Annotated in this window: 15 protein-coding genes and 1 tRNA gene; 4 read left to right on the top strand and 12 right to left on the bottom strand. The window is 61.5% G+C overall.

Annotated elements, in window-relative coordinates:
• Positions 1–62 precede the first annotated feature (62 nt).
• Complete coding sequence (locus J2X67_RS01255) at positions 63–1,088, top strand: SDR family oxidoreductase (protein ID WP_309949771.1); 1,026 nt, start codon at positions 63–65, stop codon at positions 1,086–1,088.
• Here the strand turns inward: J2X67_RS01255 and J2X67_RS01250 are convergent.
• Positions 1,063–1,851, bottom strand: coding sequence for a YoaK family protein (locus J2X67_RS01250; RefSeq protein ID WP_309949769.1), 789 nt, complete (start codon positions 1,849–1,851; stop codon positions 1,063–1,065). The genes J2X67_RS01255 and J2X67_RS01250 overlap by 26 nt on opposite strands.
• Before the next feature lie 157 nt (positions 1,852–2,008).
• Here J2X67_RS01250 and J2X67_RS01245 point away from each other — a divergent pair, with 157 nt between their 5' ends.
• Positions 2,009–2,410, top strand: a complete 402-nt coding sequence (locus tag J2X67_RS01245) for a YXWGXW repeat-containing protein (RefSeq protein ID WP_309949768.1) — start codon at positions 2,009–2,011, stop codon at positions 2,408–2,410.
• A 94-nt stretch (positions 2,411–2,504) separates the two neighbouring features.
• Here J2X67_RS01245 and J2X67_RS01240 read toward each other — a convergent pair.
• The 6 genes from J2X67_RS01240 to petA form a co-directional block, all read right to left on the bottom strand.
• Positions 2,505–2,580 (bottom strand) — tRNA-Thr (locus J2X67_RS01240).
• A 47-nt stretch (positions 2,581–2,627) separates the two neighbouring features.
• A complete protein-coding gene (locus J2X67_RS01235; RefSeq protein ID WP_309949767.1) occupies positions 2,628–3,203 on the bottom strand; it encodes a ClpXP protease specificity-enhancing factor in 576 nt (191 codons plus the stop codon).
• A 41-nt stretch (positions 3,204–3,244) separates the two neighbouring features.
• On the bottom strand, positions 3,245–3,856 hold the full coding sequence (locus J2X67_RS01230; protein ID WP_062473683.1) for a glutathione S-transferase N-terminal domain-containing protein: 612 nt from the start codon (positions 3,854–3,856) through the stop codon (positions 3,245–3,247).
• Positions 3,857–3,951: 95 nt separating this feature from the next.
• Positions 3,952–4,725 carry a cytochrome c1 gene (locus J2X67_RS01225; protein ID WP_309949761.1) on the bottom strand — a complete coding sequence of 258 codons (774 nt, stop codon included), beginning with the start codon at positions 4,723–4,725 and terminating at the stop codon, positions 3,952–3,954.
• Between the two features lie 29 nt (positions 4,726–4,754).
• The gene (locus J2X67_RS01220) at positions 4,755–6,191 is read right to left on the bottom strand and encodes a cytochrome bc complex cytochrome b subunit (RefSeq protein WP_309949759.1); all 1,437 of its coding nucleotides are present in this window, start codon (positions 6,189–6,191) and stop codon (positions 4,755–4,757) included.
• A 14-nt stretch (positions 6,192–6,205) separates the two neighbouring features.
• Positions 6,206–6,820 (bottom strand): ubiquinol-cytochrome c reductase iron-sulfur subunit, encoded by a 615-nt coding sequence (petA, locus tag J2X67_RS01215; RefSeq protein ID WP_309949757.1) that lies wholly within the window; start codon positions 6,818–6,820, stop codon positions 6,206–6,208.
• A gap of 732 nt (positions 6,821–7,552) precedes the next feature.
• Here petA and J2X67_RS01210 point away from each other — a divergent pair.
• Both J2X67_RS01210 and J2X67_RS01205 read left to right on the top strand, forming a co-directional pair.
• On the top strand, positions 7,553–8,176 hold the full coding sequence (locus tag J2X67_RS01210; protein ID WP_309949755.1) for a YjbF family lipoprotein: 624 nt from the start codon (positions 7,553–7,555) through the stop codon (positions 8,174–8,176).
• Positions 8,173–11,220, top strand: coding sequence for a YjbH domain-containing protein (locus J2X67_RS01205; protein WP_409050458.1), 3,048 nt, complete (start codon positions 8,173–8,175; stop codon positions 11,218–11,220). The genes J2X67_RS01210 and J2X67_RS01205 overlap by 4 nt, the downstream gene beginning before the upstream one ends.
• A gap of 55 nt (positions 11,221–11,275) precedes the next feature.
• On the opposite strand, the gene J2X67_RS01200 is transcribed toward J2X67_RS01205, so the two are convergent.
• From J2X67_RS01200 to J2X67_RS01180, 5 genes are read right to left on the bottom strand one after another with little or no spacing between them, the layout of a single operon-like run.
• A complete protein-coding gene (locus J2X67_RS01200; RefSeq protein ID WP_309949750.1) occupies positions 11,276–12,505 on the bottom strand; it encodes an oligosaccharide flippase family protein in 1,230 nt (409 codons plus the stop codon).
• Positions 12,506–13,768: a hypothetical protein gene (locus J2X67_RS01195; protein WP_309949749.1), complete on the bottom strand. Its 1,263-nt coding sequence runs from the start codon at positions 13,766–13,768 to the stop codon at positions 12,506–12,508. It abuts the gene before it with no gap.
• Positions 13,768–14,838, bottom strand: a complete 1,071-nt coding sequence (locus J2X67_RS01190; protein WP_309949746.1) for a glycosyltransferase — start codon at positions 14,836–14,838, stop codon at positions 13,768–13,770. Before J2X67_RS01190 ends, J2X67_RS01195 begins: the two co-directional genes overlap by 1 nt.
• A gap of 11 nt (positions 14,839–14,849) precedes the next feature.
• Positions 14,850–16,037 carry a polysaccharide pyruvyl transferase family protein gene (locus J2X67_RS01185; protein WP_309949744.1) on the bottom strand — a complete coding sequence of 396 codons (1,188 nt, stop codon included), beginning with the start codon at positions 16,035–16,037 and terminating at the stop codon, positions 14,850–14,852.
• Entirely contained in the window at positions 16,012–16,722 is a 711-nt protein-coding gene (locus J2X67_RS01180; protein WP_309949743.1) for a sugar transferase, read from the bottom strand. The genes J2X67_RS01185 and J2X67_RS01180 overlap by 26 nt, the downstream gene beginning before the upstream one ends.
• Positions 16,723–17,061: the final 339 nt, after the last annotated feature.

Raw genomic sequence — 17,061 nt, 5'->3', positions numbered from 1 at the left:
TTCCTACGCCGTCAGGCCCGCGGAGTTTTACGGTGGTCGTTTACATGAGGAGCCCAGGCACCATGAAATCGACCACTTCATCACCCCCCAAATCCGCCAAATCCGCAGGAACAGCCCATACCGCTGAGAAGCAGCGCGAGGTTCAACGCGCACAGGATGCAAAGGACAGTGCGCAAGAAAGCGGAAAACCCGCTGCGAAAAAATCCAGCCAGCCCGCGCAGGCGGGCTCGCATCAGCAGCCGGTCAACCCGATGCCGGCGCAGCACCTGAGCAAGCCCGGCCAGGAAGCGGACATGGCGCTGCGCCCCCGGTTCGAAGCGCCCGACTACCAGGGCAGCGGCAAGCTCGAAGGCATGACTGCGCTGATCACCGGAGGCGACTCCGGCATTGGCCGCGCCGTGGCGCTGCTCTATGCGCGCGAAGGCGCCGACGTGGCCATCGTGCATCTCGATGAAGACGAAGACGCAGAGGAAACACGGCGGCATGTAGAGAACGAAGGCACGCGATGCATCGTGATCAAGGGCGACGTCTGCAATCCGGCGTTCTGCCGCGAGGCGGTCGACAAGACGGTCGAAGCCTTCGGCAAGCTCGACATCCTGGTGAACAACGCGGCCTTCCAGTTGCATGCGTCATCGATCGAGGACATTACCGACGAGCGATTCGACCTGACGCTCAGGACCAATGTGTTCGGCTACTTTCAGATGGCGCGGGCCGCGGTGCCGCACCTGGGCCAGGGCTCGTCGATCATCAACACCGGGTCGGTCACGGGGTTGGAGGGAAGCGCGCACCTGCTCGACTATTCGACCACCAAGGGCGCCATTCACGCATTCACCAAGTCGCTGGCCAGCAACCTGTTGCCCAAGGGCATCCGCGTGAATGCGGTGGCACCAGGGCCGGTGTGGACCCCGTTGAACCCGGCGGACAGCCCGCCCGAAAAGGTGAAGGACTTCGGCAAGAACACCGACATGCAAAGACCGGCACAACCCGAGGAACTCTCTCCGGCCTATGTGTTTCTGGCGGCGCCGAGTTGCGCGAGCTACATCACGGGCATCGTGCTGCCAATCACGGGCAGTGTGGGCGCCGTCTGAATGCAGCCAGGAGTTTCTGCAGCGTTCTGGAGCGCGGCACGTCTTGCACAAGGGGCGGCACCGAGACGGCCAGCAGCAATGCCGCGAGAGGCACCACGCATACGAAGCCGAGGTAGCTGAAACCGAGCGCGCCGACAATTCCGCCCGCTACGAACATGCCGATCAGCCCACCCGCCGCCTGCATCTTGCGGCGGTTGTGGCGCACCATCGCCTGCTTGGGCGTTGCATGGCGGTTCCAGTAGAGCAGCTTGCCCAGTTCCATGCCCAGGTCGGTGATGTTGCCGGTCATGTGCGTCGTGCGAATGCTGCCTCCGGAAGTCTTGGAGCCGACAGCGTTCTGCAAGCCCATGATGAAAGATAGCAACAGCACCGTGAGCGGCACCGCAAACGGCGTGGGCCATGTGAGCGTGATGGCCCCCATCAGCCCGAACGGAAACATGAGCGCCGCTTCGAGCAGCAGCGGTACCGCATAGACGCTGCGCAAGCGATGCTGGCGACCCCAGTTCACGAGAATCGCGCAGACGGCTGCGCCTGAGACAAAAGCCAGAATGGCGCCGAGCGCATTCAGCAGCAGCCTGGTATTGCCAAGCACCAGGCCGTCGGCGAACTGCGATGCAAAGCCCGTCATGTGCGAGGTATACATGTGCAGCACCAGAAAGCCGCCCGCATTGACCGCACCGGCATTGAAGGCCAGCAGAAGGCCGAGCACCCGGTTCGTTGAAGGGGCGCGGTGCCGGTGGGTAAGAAAGCGGAGTCTGCGCATCAGCGTGCAACTTGCACTTCGACTCTAGCACCCGGCAGGAGCGGCGGCGCCGGGGCTAGCACGCTTTCGTTGCGGCACGACCTGAGGAATGCGCTGATTACACTTTGCGCCGGTCTGCGTTGTGCATACGTGTTCACATATTCAAAAGAGGGTTCCGATGAAAATCTCAGTTCTTCTGATGGCCGCCGCGTTCATCGCGCCTGCCCTGCCCGCCGCGGCACAGGTCTCGGTCAACATCAACCTGCCTCTGGTCCAGGTTGCGCCTCCCGCGCCGCGCTATGAGCCCATGCCGGGCCCCAGGGCGGGCCAGGTGTGGGTGCCGGGGCACTGGCAATGGAATCAGCGCGCCTACGTCTGGCGTGCCGGCTTCTGGCAAGCCGCACGGCCCGACTACGCGTATGCGCCCGGCCGCTGGGTTCAGGCGGACGGCGGATGGCGATGGATCGACGGCGACTGGCGCCGGGCGGAGCGACCGCGCCACGCCGACCACGGCGGCGATCATGGCGGCGGCGGACACCAGCACTGCCCTCCGGGACAAGCCAAGAAGGGCCGCTGCTGATTTTTATCGGCCGCAGGAATAAAAAAAGGGGCGATAGAGATCGCCCCTTTTTTATTGCCGGCCAAGGCAATTGCCCTGTTCGGGATCTTCGATGTGGTGCCGCTTGTCGGAATCGAACTGACGACCTTCCGCTTACAAGGCGGGTGCTCTACCAACTGAGCTAAAGCGGCACGAATCCTGGGATTCTAGCGGCGCAAAAACGCGCCTATCTACGCGCCTATTTCACGCGCTTGAGCGAGGGGCGGCTACCGCCACCCGCCGGGGGGCGCGGCGGTTCGTCCGTGGGGGAGTCGGGGTCGTCGCCAACGTCGACCATTTCGTCCGAGTCTTCGCCCGTTACCAGGTGCACGATCTTGCCGGCGTCGCCTTCAGTACCGCGCGACGCATCGCGCAGCGGCATGCGTGCAGGGCCTTGCGGCGAAGGCGCCGCGTCACCAGCAGCGCCGCCTTCGGCGCCGCTGCCTGTGGGCACCGGCGCAGGAAAAGCCATGCCCTGGCCGTTTTCGCGTGCATAGATCGCAATCACCCGGCCCACGGGCACGATGATTTCACGCGCGCTGCCGGCAAAACGGGCCTTGAACTCGATGAAGTCGTTGCCGAGCTTGAGCGAGCTGGTCGCGTCGAAGCTGATGTTCAGCACGATCTCGCCGTTCTTCACGTATTCGCGCGGCACCTGGACGGTGTCGTCGACCTGCACCGCGACATAGGGCGTGAAGCCGTTGTCGGTGCACCATTCATACAACGCCCGAATGAGGTACGGGCGGGTGGAGGACGACTCGAGCGCGTTGATCATGAAAGACGGCGAAAAGCGATGGAAGCAGGCACGCAGCTTACTTACTTTCGCATGACCTTTTCGGACGGGGTCAGTGCTTCGATATAGGCCGGGCGCGAGAAGATGCGTTCAGCGTACTTCAGAAGCGGAGCGGCATTCTTGCTGAGATCGATGCCGTAGTAGTCGAGGCGCCAGAGCAGCGGTGCAATGGCCACGTCGAGCATCGAGAAGTTGTCGCCCAGCATGTACTTGTTCTTGAGGAACACGGGCGCAAGCTGTGTGAGGCGGTCGCGAATGTGCGAGCGGGCCTTTTCGAGCGCCTTTTCGTTGCCCTTGGCAGTGCGGTTCTCGAGCGTTGCCACGTGCACGAAGAGTTCCTTCTCGAAGTTGAGCAGGAACAGGCGCACGCGGGCGCGGTCGACCGGGTCGCCGGGCATCAGCTGGGGGTGCGGAAAGCGCTCGTCGATGTACTCGTTGATGATGTTCGACTCGTACAGGATCAGGTCGCGCTCGACCAGGATGGGCACCTGGCCGTACGGGTTCATCACGCTGATGTCTTCGGGCTTGTTGTAGAGGTCGACGTCGCGGATTTCGAAGTCCATGCCCTTTTCGAACAACACGAAGCGGCAGCGGTGGGAAAAGGGGCAGGTCGTTCCTGAATACAAGACCATCATGGCGAGAGACTCCTAAAAATCAAAAAGAGTGGGTCGCGTTGGCAACCCACTCTGTGGGACCGGACGCGCGGGGCGACCGGTCGGCGTGGACGGAACTACTTGACGTCTTTCCAGTACGAGGCGTTCAGTCGCCACACAAAAACCAACGACAGGCCCAGGAACAGCAACACCCACACGCCGATGCGAATGCGCGTGTTCTGTGCCGGTTCGGCCATCCATTGCAGGTAGTTCACCAGGTCGCCCACGGCATTGTCGAACTGCAGCGGCGTCATGGTACCGGGGGTGACTTGCTCCCAGCCCTTGAACACTTCGGTGGCGTGGCCGTGCTGCTCGACCTTGGCGTAGACCGGGCGGCGTTCGCCTTGCAGCTCCCACAGCGGGTTGGGCATGGCAACGCTCGGGAACACGAGGTTGTTCCAGCCCGTGGCCTTGGTGTCGTCGCGGTAGTAGGTGCGCAGGTATGTGTACAGGTAGTCGGCACCGGTGCCGCCGTGGCCGGCGCGCGAGCGCGCGACCAGCGTAAGGTCGGGCGGCGTGGTGCCGAACCAGTCCTTGGCCTGGCGTGCGTCGATGTTGGCCTTCATGGTCTCGCCGACCTTGTCGGTCGAGAACAGCAGGTTGTCCTTGATCTGCTGCTCGGTAATGCCGATGTCCTTCAGGCGGTTGTAGCGCATGAAGGCTGCCGAGTGGCAGTTGAGGCAGTAGTTGACGAACAGCTTGGCGCCGTTCTGCAGGGAGGCCACGTCGGTGGTCTTGTTGGGCGCCTTGTCCCAGGCAATACCGCCGGATTCGGCCGATGCACCTGCGGAAAAGGTCAGGCCAAGTGCCAGGCCCACAACCGCGAGCCAGCCAGAAATGCTTTTCTTCATCGTGTTTCTCTCGAGCTCTCTTGGGCTTCTCAATGGGCGGCGAAGGTCACGCGGTCAGGCACAGGCTTGAACTCGCCCTTGCTGCTCCACCAGGGCATGAGCAGGAAGAAACCGAAGTAGAGAAGCGTGCCGATCTGCGAAATGGTCTGCGCGATGTCCAGCACGAACGAGCCGATGACCAGGTTGCCCCAGACGCCGGGTGCCTGGATACCCAGGTAGCCCAGGATCAGGAAGAAGAACACGAAGACGCCGTAGACGTACTTGTGCCAGCTCGGACGATAGCGGATCGACTTGACTTCGCTCTTGTCCAGCCAGGGCAGGAAGAACAGGATGATGACCGAGCCGCCCATCACGACCACGCCCCAGAACTTGGCGTCGAAAGCCTTGAGCAGGAAGATGACCACGGCCGCCGCAACGATGGCCGCGATTTTCAGCGCGGTGCCCGACTTGCCCTTGATGAAGTTCAGGACGGCGGCAAGGCCGATGATCAGCGCGAACACGTTGACCATGTCGTCGGTGGTTGCACGCAGCATCGAATAGAACGGCGTGAAGTACCAGACCGGCGCAATATGGTTGGGCGTCTTGAGCGAGTCGGCCGGAATGAAGTTGTTGTACTCGAGGAAGTACCCACCGGCTTCCGGCGCGAAGAAGATCACCGCAGAGAAGATGGTGAGGAACACCACCACGCCGAAGATGTCGTGCACCGTGTAGTACGGATGCGACGGGATGCCGTCGAGCGGATGGCCATCGGGGCCGCGGTTTGCCTTGATCTCGATGCCGTCGGGGTTGTTGGAACCCACTTCGTGCAGCGCGATCAGGTGGGCCACCACGAGGCCGAGCAGCACCAGCGGCACAGCAATCACGTGGAAGCTGAAGAAGCGGTTGAGCGTTGCATCGCTCACCACATAGTCGCCGCGAATCAGCAACGCGAGGTCAGGGCCGACGAACGGAATGGCGGCAAACAGGTTCACGATGACCTGGGCGCCCCAGTACGACATCTGGCCCCACGGCAGCAGGTAGCCCATGAAGGCTTCGGCCATCAGGCACAGGAAGATCGCGCAGCCGAAGACCCAGATCAGCTCGCGCGGCTTGCGGTAGCTGCCGTACATGAGGCCGCGGAACATGTGCAGGTACACCACGATGAAGAACGCCGAGGCGCCCGTCGAGTGGATGTAGCGGATGAGCCAGCCCCAGGGCACGTCGCGCATGATGTACTCGACCGATGCGAACGCCTGGTTCGCGTCGGGCTTGTAGTGCATCACCAGGAAGATGCCGGTCACGATCTGGATCACGAGGACCAGCATCGCGAGCGAGCCGAAGATGTACCAGAAGTTGAAGTTCTTCGGCGCGTAGTACTTGCCCCACTGGTCGTTCCAGAGCTTGGTCAGGGGGAAGCGGTTGTCAACCCAGTTGAGCAGCTTCTCGCCGGCAGGCGCGTTGGGGGAAATTTCGTGGAATTCAGCCATGTTCTTCTTCTGCCTCAGGCCTTCTTGTCTTCGCCAATGAGCAACTTGGTGTCTGACACGTACATGTGCGGAGGCACCGGCAGATTGTCAGGCGCGGGCTTGTTCTTGAAGACGCGGCCAGCCAGGTCGAACGTGGAGCCATGGCAGGGGCACAGGAAGCCCCCCTCCCAGTCGTTTGGCAGCGAAGGCTGCGGCCCGGCCTGGAGGCGGTCGACAGGCGAACAGCCGAGGTGGGTGCAGATACCCACGACCACCAGCACCTCGGGCTTGATGGAGCGGTGCTGGTTTTGCGCGTATTCGGGGGTGAACTCGTCGGGATGCCGCTTGGAGAGCGGATCGGCCAGTTGGCCGTCGAGCTTGGCGAGCTCGGCCACCTGCTCGGGCGAACGCTTGAGAATCCAAACCGGCTTGCCGCGCCATTCGACGGTGATCTTCTCGCCGACCTTGAGGCCGGCAATATCTACCTCGACCGCAGCGCCCGCGGCCTTGGCCTTTTCGGAGGGCTGGAAAGTACTTACGAAGGGAATCGCGGTGGCCACGCCTCCCGCTACGCCGGCACAGCTGGATGCGATTAACCACGTCCGCTTGCTTGTGTCGATCCGGGGGGAACCGGAGGTCATGTCACTCATGGGGATCCTCTAAGTCTTCTTCGCTGGAGCAGGGTCAACCGGCGATTGTAGCGGGCTGTTGCGGGCATATTCAACGCCGCCAGCCTGGAGCACGTGCGAATGCGCTGCCGCCAGACGCTTGGGAAGATCAACTAAGAACAATTAATTAGTATTTATTTGCAACTTATTTAGACGACATTTCGTCACAACGATTTGCACGGCAAATGGTTGCAAAAGGCTAAATTAGTTGCGGCACACTTCGCTAGCTGCTAATCTTCTCTCAACTGTTAATCGTCAATTTGAGAGGAAGTTTGCCATGAGAATTAAGCCATTGGTGTTCGCAACCGTCATTGCAGCCTTGAGCATTTCTTCGGCTCTGGCGCAAACCCCGGCCCCGACCCCGACACCCCCCGTTCAAACACCCGTTGCCCAGCCGGCAAGCGCTACTGGCGCAACCAACTCCGCATTCGGCCGTATTACCGCCGGGCAGGCTGGCGGCGTTGCTGCGAGCGTTGGCTTGGCAGCGGCTGTGGCCAGTGGCAACGGAGGCAACAGCGGTGGTGGCAGTGGCACCGGCGGCACGGGCGGCACCGGCACAGGTACGACCGGCACGAATTAGTCGTGGGCGCCCTCCGGAAGGGAGGGCATTCGCTGAATAGTCCGCGCGCTGGCCTCGCCACGCGACTTGTTGAATGCTGTCTTTTGGCGGCATTTCTTTTGGGCATTGGCGGCTGTTCTTCCGGATCTTCTGCCATGCTGGCAACAGCGCGGCATATTTACAGTGGCCCTGCTTCGGCGCCCCCGCCGGCCTTTAATCCCAATTACCGCTATTTGCGCGTCGCCACCGGCGACCAGACGGTCTTCATGGTGCTCGGCTATATCGACAAGCGCCCGGAGGGCGCGGTCGAGGTCTGGTATAGCGGCAGCGGCGAGATTGTCAGGCTGCTCGACGGACGATTGGTCGGAACCACCGGACTTTCCACCGACTGGCGGGAGGTGCGGTTTTCAGGCCTGCCCGCCTGGAGCGCAGATGCCGCCGCCACGTCGTCTGTAAAAACCTATCAACGCCAGCGCGACATGATGCCCGGCTACCGGTTCGGCGTTCGCGACGAGGTCGTGCTGGCGCCGATTGCCGCGCCGCAGCAAACCGCCTTGGCTGGCACGGCTGCTGCTTCCCTGCGCTGGTATGAAGAGCGCAGCATTTCTCGTCCGGCAAGCGCCTCGCTGCCTCCCGCGCGCTTCGGCGTCTCGCAAGCGGGCGGCACACCTCGGGTCGTTTATTCCGAGCAATGTATTTCCAATGATCTGTGTATGAGCTTCGAGCAGTGGACGCCTTCTTCTCCAGCACCCGTCGCAGCGGCGAGCGCTGGTACATGAGCGGCCTGCTTCTTCGTGGCTTCGGCAAACACCCCTGGCCCCTTCGCGCTGTGGCGGCTTGCGCGCTCGCGGCGAGTTGCGCAGCCTCAGCCCAACCGCTGGGCAGCGGCCCCGTCGACAACAAGCCCCCCGTCAACGACAGCGACATTCGCCCGGGCGAGCGCCTGAGCACCTGGCTGCTGCGGCAGCCGCAGGAAACGGCCGCCCCAGGCCTGTCCTGGCGCATTCCGCAGGAGCGGCTTGCGCAGCAATTCCTGAAGAACCAGGTGCTGCTGCGGCTAGAGGCCGCAAGGCGGCGCGCACCGAGGCAGGAGCAGGCACCACGCCAGCAGCTGATTGCATGGCTGCAGAACCTACCCGTCACAGGGCGCGTTGCACTCGGCATCGTGGACCCTCGCTGGCTCGAGGCGCACCCTGAAGAAGACCCGGTGCTCACGGCCGGCCAGCAACTTGTTGCGCCACCGCCGCTCTTGAACACCATTTCGGTAGTGCAGCCCGACGGGCGGCTCTGCCAGGTGGCCCATGAACCTGGCCGCACGGCGTGGGACTATGTGGCTGCTTGCGCGCCTGAGGGCAAGCATGACTGGGCATGGGTGGCACAGCCCGACGGGCGCACCGCGCGTGTCGGCATGGCAACGTGGAACGCACATCCGTCCGATGAGCCGGCACCCGGTGCCTGGGTGTGGGCGGCACCTCGCGGCATGGACGACCTCGAGGCAGCCTCGGAAGGGCTGATCAAGTTCCTGGCTACGCAGGGACCGTCGCCGCAAGGCACTGCTACTGCGGCCCCTGCGGCACCCGCACCCGAAGCTGCGGCCACTCCGCCGGCCGAGCCCGCACCGCCAGCTGCGCCCTTCCAGCCCACCGCCGTTTCGGTGCGCCCCGAGGCGGCACCGCAGTACCGCCCGCTGCAGCCCAGCGGCAACGACTGGGGTGAAACCGGCCTGCTGCAAACGCCTTCTGCGCGCATGGGCCAGACAGGCGACATGCGCACGTCCATCACACACGTCTCGCCCTATACGCGGCTGAACGTGATGTTCCAGCCGCTGGACTGGCTGGAAGCCGGGTTCCGCTACACATCCATCGGCAACCGCATCTACGGCATCGGCCTGAGCAATCAGGACTACAAGGACAAGAGCATCGACTTCAAGGCGCGGCTCTGGAAAGAGTCGGCCTACCTTCCCGAGGTGGCTTTGGGCTTTCGCGACATCGGCGGTACCGGTCTCTTTTCGTCCGAATACCTCGTGGCAAGCAAGCGGCATGGCGACCTGGACTTCAGCCTCGGCATCGGCTGGGGCTACATGGGCAGCAGTGGAAACATCAGCAACCCGTTCGGCGTGCTGAGCAGCCGCTTCAAGACTCGCGTCAGCGAGACGACGTGGGGTGGCGCCAACTTCGGCCGGCTCTTTCGCGGACCCACCGCACTCTTTGGCGGCGTGCAATGGCGCACGCCCTGGGACCCGCTGACGCTCAAGCTCGAATTCGAGGGCAACAACTACAAGAACGAGCCGCTCAACAACGACCAGCCGCGGCGCTCGCCCATCAACTTCGGTCTCGAGTACCGCTACGCCCCCGGCGTCACCTTTTCAGCGGGCCTGGAGCGCGGCAACAAGGTGATGGTGGGCCTTACGCTGCAGACCAACCTGGCGATCATGCAGATGCCCAAGACGGCGGATGCACCGCCGCCTCGCTTTTCGCCGACGCCACCCGCCACTTCTCCAGGCTGGGCAGCCACCGCTGCCGACATCGAGAGCCGCACCGAGTGGACCATTCAGCGCATTGCCCCCCAGGGCCAGATGCTGCACGTGTGGATCACCGAGAGCGCCACCGTCTACCGCAACGCGCGTGTCGAGCAGATCATTGCCGTGCTGCATCGCGATGCGCCTGGTTCGATCAAGAACTTCGTGCTGCACTACTCCGAACGCGGCTTGCCGATGCATGCGCAAGTGGTCGACCGCAACGAATGGGTGACGGCGCACTACCAGGCGCAGACGCCGAGCGAGGCTCGCGCAGCCAGCCAGCGCGACTACGCCCCCCCTCCCATCGGCGCCGACTTTCAGCCCGCTAATATTCCGAACGCCAATGCGGCCATTGCGTCCAGGGACGCACCCGGCATTGCTGACGACAACAAGGCACTGGCACCGTGGGAGCGCAACACGTCGAAATTCAGCATCGGCCTGACGCCCAGCCTCGGCCAGATCCTGGGCGGCCCCAACGCTTTCGTGCTGTACCAGATCGGCGTGCAGGCGGTTGCCGAATACCGCTTCACGCCGAGCACGTGGGTGAATGGTGCGCTGAACCTGCGCCTGCTCGACAACTTCGACAAGTTCACCTACACGGCGCCCAGCAACCTGCCCCGGGTACGAACGCTCCAGCGCGAGTACGTCACTACAAAGCGCCTGACCATGCCGGTGCTGCAGCTGACGCACGTTGGCCGGCTGACGGACAACCAGTACTACAGCGTGTACGGCGGTGCGCTCGAAAGCATGTATGCGGGCGTCGGCGCGGAATGGCTCTATCGGCCATGGCGCAGCCGGCTGGCCGTGGGCGTCGATTTCAACCATGTGCGGCAGCGCGACTTCGAGCAGGACTTCGGCTTGCGCGACTACAAGGTGAACACAGGGCATGCCACGCTCTACTGGGACACCGGCTGGAACGGCATCCTGGCCAAGATCAGCGCGGGGCAGTACCTGGCGGGCGATCGCGGGGTCACCATCGACATCAGCCGCCGCTTCGACAACGGCGTGGTGCTCGGCGCCTACGCCACCAAGACCAACATATCGGCAAGGCAGTTCGGCGAGGGCAGCTTCGACAAGGGTATCTACATCTCGGTGCCCTTCGATGCGCTGCTGCCGCGCTCGAACAAGTTCACCGCCAACTTCGCATGGGCGCCGCTGGTGCGCGACGGCGGTGCGCGCCTCGGCCGCATCCACCCGCTTTACGAAATGACATCCGCTCGCGACCCGAGCGCCTTCAAGTTCGCGCCGCCCGACAGCGGCGCTCCGGGCACAGGCGACAACATCCTGAAGTTCGAACGGCGCTAGGGCTCGCGCCCTTCCGCTTGCTCCGCTCCCTGTTCCGCTGCTTGCGCCGCCAGGTTCAGCGAGTCTGCGGCGCGGCGGGCCCGCGCATGATGAAAAACAGCCACGTGATCATTGCCACCGCCATGCAGGCAAAGCCCAGCGTCATGGCGTTGATGGTCTGGATGTAAGAGATTGGCGGCTTGGCCATGAGCATGCAGGCAGCGAACACCAGCGCGCCGAAGATCGAGCACCACAAAAGAGCGCCCGGCCGAGCCGCGGCCCTGAACCCTGTCCGCAGGCACATCGTGAGCCCGAAGATCGCGGGCGCGTAGAAAAACGGCGAGAAGTCCATTCCACCGTAGTTCTTGCCGAATGCCAGCACCACCAGGTGCGGTCCCAGCAGGCCCAGCAAGACGCCACCGATTTCCGCGACCACGAATCCGAAGACGACAAACTTGATGAAGAGCCGAAAAGCGTCCTGCCGATGGTCCGACTTCCACGTGGCCGCGAGCTTGGGCAGGATGTAGTAGCCGAGTGCGAGGAGCACGTACTGCATGGGCAGTAAAAAGGTGATGTAGATCTTCAGCAAACCGCCCTGCGCGGAATCCGCCGAAGAGCCCAGCAGCAGAATGGCGCCCCCGGTCATGATCCAGCTCATGAGCTGCGACAGGCTCGCCTTCCACCCATAGGCAGACGCCTCCTTGAGGGTCAGTGCCTGCGTATCGGCGGCTGGCGGCAGCGGCGCAATCACGTTCTTCAGGCTGCCGGCAATCAGAACCGAAAACGGCAACTGGACAATGGCAATCCAAATCAGGGCCTGCGTCCATGAAGCGGGTTTCAGGCCGATCAGCACGGCTACATAGCCAATGCCGATCAACACGCCCGATATGCAAAGCACGGCGAACCTGCGCCCCACCAGCAGGATGCTGCGAGAGATCCAGAAAATTTCGTAGCCAATGATCAGGGCCACGCCGGCCCAACTGAGCGGGCCTGGAAAGCCGGCGAACTGCCACACCAGAAAGCCCGCCATCGACACCGCTGCAACCAGCACCCAGCTCCACCAGGCCGCGGAGCGACTCGCGTAATAGCGCTTGATCAGCAGCGGCTCGTGCACCACCGCTGTATGCAGGATGTACTGGAAGCTGACAATCGCGAGGAACGCCGAAGCAATGCCAAAGTCCGAGGGCGACAGCGCCCGCGCCAAGGCAAAGCTCAGCAGCAGTTGGCTCGCGCTATAGATGCACTGGTCTGCAACTGCATAGATCGGACCGCCCAGGCGTTTTCGAATTCCCGCGAACGACGCCATTCACTGGTCCGACAGCGAGAACAGGACCGGATAAGCGCTTGCCTTGGCGGCAAAGCCCCCATCGACCGGACTGCCACAACTGCCGTGCCGCACTTGCGGAAAGAAGTCGACGCGCGTGCACTTCTTGCCCTTCTCGGCAGCAATCAGAACGTTTTGCTCCGAGCTCTGCGTCCACACCACATGCAGCAACGAACTTCCTCGGCTCAGCACCAGCTTGTTCAGGCCGGAGGCGCTGTCGTAAGAAACCTTCCTGGAGTTTCTGGCGATCTTGAGAAATTCGGAAAGGCTGGAGAAGGCTTCTTTTTTTTCACCCCCCTTGGATTTGAGCCCGAAGTTGTCTTCTCTCGAAACGACCGACGTTCCGCGGTCCTTCCAGGCATAGAGATTCAATAGCTTGATGCCGGCGGCAACATTGGTAAGGTACTCGCGCAAGATCAGCGAAGCCTGTGCGTTGCGGTCTCGCACCGGCAAGTAAGACGCATAGCCCCATTCCGAAGCGACGATGCCGACCTTGCCGAGTTGCAGCTGGTCCAGTTTCGCGCGCAGCTTTTCGTAGTCGGCAATGGCTGTCTCGGGAACGGAGCGGTATGGATGGATCGAGACGTCCGTCAGGCAATTGGCCTTGGCACCCGAGACAAAAGCGTTTTCAAGTTGCGGTGGAACCTGCCCCTGGTTGAAGGGAAGCTTCGCAAAGCCGAAACCCATGACGACTTTGGGCGGATTCTTCAGCTGCGCGATGCTGCGGCAGAACTCGGCGGTGGCGGTTTCAAAGTTCGAAAAAAGCGCCGGGTTCAAAAAGGTCTTGTGATCGGGCTCGTTCCAAAGCTCCCACACCGCCACATCGGTGGAATGCGCGTTCATGAACTCGGCCGCAAAAGTTGCGAACAGCTTTTCTCTCTGGCCGCCGGCCCGCATGTCCGACTGGTCATGTCCCCAGATTTCCTTGCCGCCGAACAGCGTCACGATGGCTTCGAGCCTGGCATTGCGCACGCGCCGGATCAGCTTCGAGTAGTCGATCATTGCGGGGTTGACGCTCTTCAGCGGTGGCCGAACCCCGAACCGCACAAACTCGAACCCCGCCGCCCGGATTTCGTTCAGGTCTTCGTCCGAGATGTCGCTCGGATCGATCTGCACACTGAGTGCCGTCGGGTATTCGGTGCTCAGTTCGCTCACGCCCCGCGCCTGGGCCGGGAGCGAAACCGCAGCAAGCACAGCCAGTGTGCAGAACAGCCTGGCGATTTCGCGCATGGATGAAATCGTCATCACAACACCGACTCCTTGTAGAGATCGACAATCGCCGAGTTCATGCGGTCAGCGGTGTATTTCTTCTCGAAGATCTCGCGCCCGGTCTGCCCCATACGCACCAGGTCTTCGCTCGGGATCTGATCGATTTCGCGCAGCGCTTCATCCAGGCGATCGAGCGGAAACAGCCGGCCGTTTTTCGTGTCTTCGATGATGTCGACCAGACCGCCCACAGCGGAGGCAAAAACCGGTTTGCTCCGCGCCATTGCCTCCACCGCCACAAAGCCGAAGCCTTCCCATCTGGACGGCACGATCACTGCGTCGCAAGACCTGTACGCGGCATCGAGATCATCTTTCTCGAGCCACCCTTTGAACTCGATCTCGCTCGAATGAGCGAGGGAAAGATCGTTGCGAACAGCACCTCCGACAATTGTCAGCTTGAACTTCGGCCGCACACGGGCATAAGAATCAAGCAGCAAGTCGATGCCCTTTTGCCGGTCGAGACGACCGACGAACAAGATCTGCCTTTGCCGCGTGGAGATTTCCTTTGCAGCGGCCGGTTGCTCGTGGCCAAGCGCCGCGGGGGTGATTCCGTTCGGAATGCACCGGCACCGCTTGATGCCGAATTTTTCTGCGATGCGCAGTTCGTGGTCGCTGATGCAGATGATTGCGTCCGTCCAATAAGAAAGCAGCCATTCGGCCCAGCGATAGATCGACTTCTTGTACGAAGGACCGATCTGGTCGAAAGCCCAGCCATGGGAGCAGTAGACGATTTTTGTCTCTTGCGGCACCTGGCCGAGCAGCGCCATGGCGCGAACGACCCCGCCGGCAATCGAACTGTGGAGATGCAGAACCGACGGCCGCTCCGTCCGGATGATCTTCCTGACCTCAGCCGCGTAATTTGCGAGCGCCAGGGGACTGCGGGCTGTGGGCACCACATGGGTGTCTTGCGAACTGAGCCATTCCACCGGTCCGGGCAAAACGAACTTCGCCTGGGTAATCACGGGGGAGTTCTGCTGAAAGCCGGAAACCATCCGCAGATAAGTCTCCAGCCCGCCCTTGAGGGTCTCGGCAATGTGCAATATTTTCATGGCCTGCGCAGTCAGATCAAGGCATGAATTCCGGCAACCACTTCGCCTCTGAGCAGATCGAGTGTTTGCCGGTCCGGAGTTTTTTCATTCAACATGCCGAGCACCGAAGCCTCGAGCTTTTCCACGCGGGGAGACAGGTCGAAGAGGTAGCGCTTGCGTTTCGTCAGCTCGAAGAACGACTCGACCTTCTTGTCCCAATTCATGCCTATGGAAGGAATGTTCAGGCTGTAGGCAACGATGTTTGCGTGCAGTCGATGAGCCACGATGCATGAACAGGCGCTGATCAGCGAAACCAGTTCATCGGGATGCCGTGGAACCAGGAAGCTGGATTTCGGCGCGTTCGATTCCGAAGAAATCTCGTTCAGGATCTTGTTGTCTTCAGAAGCGCCATTGGTGAAATACAGCACCCGCTTTCCCTCGGCCCGCAACGATTCGGCGAGCGTCGAAAAGAACCTGGCCGACTCCGTCGAGTTGGCGTTTGCGTATTCGGAGTTCATTACCAGGGCATCGAGGCTGCTGACGCAGATGCCGATGTCCCAGTTCTTCTCTGCCGAGAGCTCCTGCGAAAACGCATCGGCGCAAACGAGCGCCGGATCGGGAACGACCCTGATGCTGCCCCTTGGAATTCCGAAATGCCTATGCAGGTTGTTCGCCGATTCCTTGTCGCGCGTGGAGTAAAAAACCGGCCTTGCATTCCCGATGAATCGCTTGACCAGGAACCGCCCCCAAAATGACCAGCGTGCGGTAACCCCGACCGACACCACCACCACGCGCTTGCCACGCAGCAGCCGGCTCAGCAGAAAAAGCTTTGCCGGAAAATTGAGCGCCACGTCGCAAAAGAGCTGGCCGCCGCCAATGACGATCAGGTCCGCATCGCTGACCGCCGCTTTCCAGTTTTTTCGCCAGACGAGAAAGTAGCCCTTGAGGCAGTAAAGAAAAACGATCAGCGAGCGCAGCAGTGAGGGCAGCTTTGCGAAGACACGGAAAGCGCCCCCACCCCGCAGGTTTTCTTCTTCGAAGCCCACACGGCCGGCAATGTCCAGAAACTCGACGCTGGCGCGCGGATACTTCATGCCCGCAATATGAGCCAGCGATGCCGCGATTACCCCGTCTCCCAGGTTGTCGCTGAAAGGTACCGCGCAGATCAGGATCTTTTTCATCTTCAAATCGGTTTCATCTCGAACCGTGGCCCACCGCAACCACCCAAATGGTGCGGATGAAGATGGCGATATCCCTGCCCACGGAAAGCGTCTCGACGTAGCTCACGTCCAGGGCCACGCGTTTTTTGTAGCTCAGCTGGTTGCGGCCGCTGACTTGCCATAAACCGGTAATGCCCGGCCGCACCGCGCAATAGAACGACCAGTCGGCGCCATACAGCCCCTTTTGATCCAGCATGCAGGGCCGGGGCCCGACCAGGCTCATGTCTCCCACCAGCACGTTCCAGAACTGCGGCAATTCATCCAGACTGGTCTTGCGGATGAACTTGCCAAAGCGGGTGATGCGGGGATCGTTCTCGAGCTTTTGATAGTCGTCCCATTGCTGGCGCGCCACAGGGTCGTTCTTCAGGTGCTCCTCCAGAATCTGAGCGGAGTTGGGCAGCATGGAGCGGAACTTGTAGAACTTGAACACGCGCCCTCCCCGGCCGTACCGCGGCTGCGAATACAGGACAGGGGCTCCGGAAGTGAGAAAAACGCCGATGGCAAGCAAGACATAAAGCCAACCGAAAGCGGTAAAAAAGAAAAGCGAAGCCGCAATATCGACCGCTCTTTTACCGGCCCGCAGCATGGCCGAGTGACGAATTCCTTCCCACGCCGGATCTGAAAATTCGGTATGCATTTCCTCGCTCATTGGGGCGGTCAATTCCTCGGGACGAAAATTTGTCATAGGAATTCCCCGCCTTCGCAATTGAAGCGGAAGCAAGTTTTCAGCTTAAGAACTCTCATTGCTGGAGCACCTTTCGTCTTACAAGCAAACGCTTGCCCCTCTCGGGTCGGTGATAAGTTGCGGCGCGGGCATCAAGCCCGATACGGCTTGGCCCGGGAGCCTTGAAGGATGCTGCGCACAAAAACCATTGCGCAGTCCAAGCGACTCAACCACGTAATACAAAAGAACGAAGTACTTGACCCTAGGCCTTTATAATTAGCCTTTGAGCAAAAGCACCAAATTAGTGCGACAAGTGATAAATTCCACACTCTGTCCTAATTTTCCCAGATATCTTTCCAC

Origin of the sequence: Variovorax sp. 3319 (assembly GCF_031456585.1) — a bacterium.
Lineage (GTDB): Bacteria > Pseudomonadota > Gammaproteobacteria > Burkholderiales > Burkholderiaceae_C > Variovorax > Variovorax paradoxus_P.
Note: the sequence above shows the minus strand (reverse complement) of the source record. Positions and strands in the feature narration are given on the sequence as shown.

Excerpts from the sequence above, each read along its gene's own strand:
- J2X67_RS01220 (WP_309949759.1), bottom strand. The coding sequence starts at position 6,191 with ATGGCTGAATTCCACGAAATTTCCCCCAACGCGCCTGCCGGCGAGAAG.
- J2X67_RS01255 (WP_309949771.1), top strand. The coding sequence starts at position 63 with ATGAAATCGACCACTTCATCACCCCCCAAATCCGCCAAATCCGCAGGA.
- J2X67_RS01235 (WP_309949767.1), bottom strand. The coding sequence starts at position 3,203 with ATGATCAACGCGCTCGAGTCGTCCTCCACCCGCCCGTACCTCATTCGG.
- J2X67_RS01200 (WP_309949750.1), bottom strand. The coding sequence starts at position 12,505 with ATGGCGTCGTTCGCGGGAATTCGAAAACGCCTGGGCGGTCCGATCTAT.
- J2X67_RS01195 (WP_309949749.1), bottom strand. The coding sequence starts at position 13,768 with ATGACGATTTCATCCATGCGCGAAATCGCCAGGCTGTTCTGCACACTG.
- J2X67_RS01210 (WP_309949755.1), top strand. The coding sequence starts at position 7,553 with ATGCTGGCAACAGCGCGGCATATTTACAGTGGCCCTGCTTCGGCGCCC.
- J2X67_RS01250 (WP_309949769.1), bottom strand. The coding sequence starts at position 1,851 with ATGCGCAGACTCCGCTTTCTTACCCACCGGCACCGCGCCCCTTCAACG.
- J2X67_RS01205 (WP_409050458.1), top strand. The coding sequence starts at position 8,173 with ATGAGCGGCCTGCTTCTTCGTGGCTTCGGCAAACACCCCTGGCCCCTT.
- J2X67_RS01230 (WP_062473683.1), bottom strand. The coding sequence starts at position 3,856 with ATGATGGTCTTGTATTCAGGAACGACCTGCCCCTTTTCCCACCGCTGC.
- J2X67_RS01225 (WP_309949761.1), bottom strand. The coding sequence starts at position 4,725 with ATGAAGAAAAGCATTTCTGGCTGGCTCGCGGTTGTGGGCCTGGCACTT.
- petA (WP_309949757.1), bottom strand. The coding sequence starts at position 6,820 with ATGAGTGACATGACCTCCGGTTCCCCCCGGATCGACACAAGCAAGCGG.
- J2X67_RS01180 (WP_309949743.1), bottom strand. The coding sequence starts at position 16,722 with ATGACAAATTTTCGTCCCGAGGAATTGACCGCCCCAATGAGCGAGGAA.
- J2X67_RS01190 (WP_309949746.1), bottom strand. The coding sequence starts at position 14,838 with ATGAAAATATTGCACATTGCCGAGACCCTCAAGGGCGGGCTGGAGACT.
- J2X67_RS01245 (WP_309949768.1), top strand. The coding sequence starts at position 2,009 with ATGAAAATCTCAGTTCTTCTGATGGCCGCCGCGTTCATCGCGCCTGCC.